This is a genomic window from Blastopirellula retiformator (genome assembly GCF_007859755.1).
GTDB lineage: Bacteria > Planctomycetota > Planctomycetia > Pirellulales > Pirellulaceae > Blastopirellula > Blastopirellula retiformator.
Genome location: NZ_SJPF01000008.1, coordinates 1 through 3,872, shown reverse-complemented (window position 1 = coordinate 3,872; position 3,872 = coordinate 1). Strand labels below are relative to the sequence as shown.

General features: G+C 59.5%; 2 protein-coding genes. Both read left to right on the top strand.

Features of this window, described 5'->3' with window-relative positions; all coding sequences use genetic code 11:
* The first annotated feature begins 953 nt into the window (after positions 1 to 953).
* Positions 954 to 3,182 carry a catalase/peroxidase HPI gene (gene katG / locus Enr8_RS24220; protein ID WP_390620216.1) on the top strand — a complete coding sequence of 743 codons (2,229 nt, stop codon included), beginning with the start codon at positions 954 to 956 and terminating at the stop codon, positions 3,180 to 3,182.
* 138 nt (positions 3,183 to 3,320) lie between these two features.
* Entirely contained in the window at positions 3,321 to 3,719 is a 399-nt protein-coding gene (locus Enr8_RS24215; protein WP_146436762.1) for a hypothetical protein, read from the top strand.
* Positions 3,720 to 3,872 lie beyond the last annotated feature (153 nt).

Genomic DNA, 3,872 nt, shown 5'->3' with positions numbered 1-3,872 from the left:
CGCGAAGAAAAAATCGTAGTAGGCAGTAAGGAGTCCGCCGTCGAAGCGGTCTCTCGGTTGATGCTGCGCGGATGGAAAACGGAACGGCAGCTTGCACGGTCCAGCAGCGGGGCGAAAATGCGTGAAGAGTTCGCGGCGGGATCAAATCTGTTTATGCCGACTGGGCGTGCCGAACAGTATTGCCATCGTGGCATTTTCCAACCTCGCCAGGCTCAGAGCGTAGCTCTTCGCGGCTCGCATCCGTGCGATCACGCAGTCCGTCGAGAAAATCAACGGACTGCTAGGCACTCCAGAGCGTAAAGCCCAGCGCTACAAATCCAAACAGATAGAAGAGGCTGATAAAGAGCGAGAAATAGAGCAGCGACATTTTCATATCCCGAACCTGCTGGCGAGAACCTCCGCCGAATCTGGCCGATCATTCTCCCTTTCTGAGGGAACGCGAGCAACCGACCTCCTCGCCGCTAGCATCTCCTGTCGCTCACGCACATTGGCGCCAAGGGCAGGAACTATTCCCCAGCTCGATGCGATCTCTTGGTATCGTCCTCGATTTTTCCATAGCAAATGGAAGTGCATCACAGCAATTTCATCCATGCACTGGATGCATGACAGAAAGAGCCAGAATGAATTGGCGTGCATAGCGAGAGAATCAGATACTAGAGGAGCCTTAAGCATTCGACGGCGTCTTTGGTCGAATGCCAAGCCCACACAGCCCGTCCCTTGCCAATCGATTCTCACCCCCAAACAGGATGCGACCTATGAACTGGAAAAGCCTTGCCTGCTGCGTTTCGGCAGCAGCCCTCTTCGCTTCCACAGGCTGCAGTACGCAAAGCGGCGCGGCCATGGCGGAAGCCGACGACAAAACGGCGGAAGCCCCGCTGCTCGCCGACCAGACGTCGGAAGCCAAGTCAGAAAAAACCAACAACCCTGACCACGAACAACACAAAGTCGCCGTCATGAAACCAAAAGAGATCGCCGCTTGTCCGGTGATGGGGAACGTCAATCCTCCCTCGGCCCGCAACACCGCCGCGGGAGTGATGTCCAACGGCGACTGGTGGCCGAATCAGTTGAACCTGAAGATCCTGCATCAGAACTCGGCCAAGGGAAACCCAATGGGGGATGAGTTCGACTATGCGAAAGAATTCGAGCAGTTGGACTTGGCCGCCGTCAAAGCTGACATCAAGCAACTTCTGACCGACTCGCAAGACTGGTGGCCCGCCGACTATGGCCACTACGGTCCGCTCTTCATTCGTATGGCCTGGCATAGCGCCGGCACCTATCGCGTTGGCGATGGTCGCGGCGGCTCGGGCTATGGAACCCAACGCTTCGCCCCGCTCAACAGTTGGCCGGACAACGCCAGCTTGGATAAGGCGCGGCGTCTGCTCTGGCCGATCAAGCAGAAGTATGGCGACAAGATCTCGTGGGCCGACTTGATGATCTTGACCGGCAACGTCTCGCTTGAGTCGATGGGATTCGAAACATTCGGCTTTGGCGGCGGTCGAGCCGACGTTTGGGAGCCGCAAGAAGATATCTACTGGGGACCGGAAAGCGAGTGGCTGGGGGACAAACGGTACACCGGCGATCACCACCTCGAAAATCCGCTCGCCGCGGTGCAGATGGGCCTGATCTACGTCAATCCGGAAGGTCCCAACGGCAAGCCCGATCCAATTGCCGCCGCGCATGACATTCGCGACACCTTCGGCCGCATGGGAATGAATGACGAAGAAACGGTCGCCCTGATCGCGGGCGGGCACACCTTCGGCAAGGCCCATGGCGCCGGAGACGCCAAGAACGTCGGTCCCGCCCCCGAAGGCGCGACAATCGAAGAGCAAGGACTGGGCTGGAAGAACAGCTTTGGTACCGGCAAAGGCGCCGACGCCATCACCAGCGGCCTGGAAGGCGCCTGGTCGACGACGCCGACCGAGTGGTCCAACGGCTACTTCGACAATCTGTTTGGCTACGAGTGGGTGCTGACCAAGAGCCCCGCCGGAGCCCATCAATGGACGCCAAAGGACGAAGCGGCCCAAGGAACCGTTCCTGACGCGCACGATCCGCTGAAGACCCACGCGCCGATGATGTTCACTACCGACATGGCGCTGAAGATGGATCCGGCCTACGGAGAGATCTCGAAGCGTTTCCACGAAAACCCGGATCAGTTCAAGCAGGCGTTCTCCAAGGCCTGGTACAAGCTGACCCATCGCGACATGGGCCCAGTCACCCGCCTGCTTGGTCCCGAAGTCGCCGAGCCGCAAATCTGGCAAGATCCGGTCCCCAAGGCCGACTACAAGCAGATTAATGACGCCGACGTCGCCAAGCTGAAAACCAAGCTGCTCGACTCCGGCTTGTCGACCGGCGAGTTGGTCTCGACCGCGTGGGCTTCGGCCGCCACCTTCCGCGGCAGCGACAAACGGGGAGGCGCCAATGGCGCTCGCATTCGCCTGGCGCCGCAAAAGGACTGGACGGTCAACCAGCCGGAAAAACTCGCGAAAACGTTGGCGGTGCTTGAGCAGGTTCAGAAAGAGTTCAACGACGCCCAGACCGACGGCAAGCAGGTTTCGCTGGCCGACGTGATTGTGCTGGGCGGATGTGCGGCGGTCGAAGACGCGGCGAAGAAAGGTGGGTTCGACGTGAAGGTTCCCTTCTCGCCGGGCCGAACCGACGCGACGCAGGAAATGACCGACGTCGAGTCGTTCTCGTATCTCGAACCGAAGTCGGACGGCTTCCGCAATCACATCAACGCCGAGATCGATCGCCCGGCCGAAGAGCTGTTGGTTAACCGGGCTCAACTGCTGACGCTGACCGCGCCGGAGATGACCGCCCTGGTCGGCGGCATGAGGGTGCTCGACACCAACTTTGGCGATGGACCGCTGGCCGAGTTGGGAGTCTTCACCGACAAGCCGGGCACGCTAAGCAACGACTTCTTCGTCAACTTGCTGACGATGGATACCGCGTGGGAGAAGTCGGCCGTCTGCGATCACTTCTTTGAAGGGAAAGATCGCAAGAGCGGCGAAGTGAAGTGGACCGCGACGCGCGTCGACTTGATCTTCGGCTCGAACTCGCAACTGCGGGCGATCGCCGAGGTCTACGCCAGCGACGACGCCAAGGAAAAGTTCGTCAACGACTTCGTCGCCGCCTGGGCGAAGGTGATGAACCTTGATCGGTTCGACCTGCCTAGTCGCAACTAGTCGGCTGCGATACGATCCATAGCAACGAGCGACGGCTCGCAGCTTCTTCCGGCTGCGAGCTGTTTTCGTTTCTGGCCCGATCTATAATCGGGGACGCTTGGTCCTACCTCTCCCACTCGGTCGAACAGACGCAACCCAATGAAAAACATTCTTCGCACGATTGCTGGCATCTTCGTCGGCTTATTGGTCCTGTTCGTGCTGATCATCGCCGTCGAAGCGTTCAGCGCCGTCGTGCATCCGTTTCCGCCAGGGTTTGAGGGAACGCAGGACGAGATCTGCGCCCATGTCGAGCGTTATCCCGGCTGGGTGTTGGCGGCCGTCGTGCCGATGTGGGGCGCGACGGCGTTTGCCGCCGTTTGGGTCGCGGGCAAGCTCGGGCAGTTTTACGCCGCCACGTTCGTCGGGTTTCTGTTGAACCTCGCGCTGATCAGCAACTTGGCGATGTTGCCTTATCCCCTGTGGTTCAAAGGCGCCTGTTTGCTCTTGCTGCCGCTGGCGACCATTGGGGCCGTTTGGTTGACGCCAATCCAAAAGTGACGTCTCTGCATGCGGCAGAAGCGTCCTAGAGCGTTTTTCTGATAGCAGTAGCGTTTCTGGCGTTGGTGAGGCAAGCTGGTCAAGGCGACCGAAGCAGGCGAATCCTCAAGATTCGTCGATGCAGGTCAACGCCGACCAGCGCGGCCACAACCA

Excerpts from the sequence above, each read along its gene's own strand:
- katG (WP_390620216.1), top strand. The coding sequence starts at position 954 with ATGAAACCAAAAGAGATCGCCGCTTGTCCGGTGATGGGGAACGTCAAT.
- Enr8_RS24215 (WP_146436762.1), top strand. The coding sequence starts at position 3,321 with ATGAAAAACATTCTTCGCACGATTGCTGGCATCTTCGTCGGCTTATTG.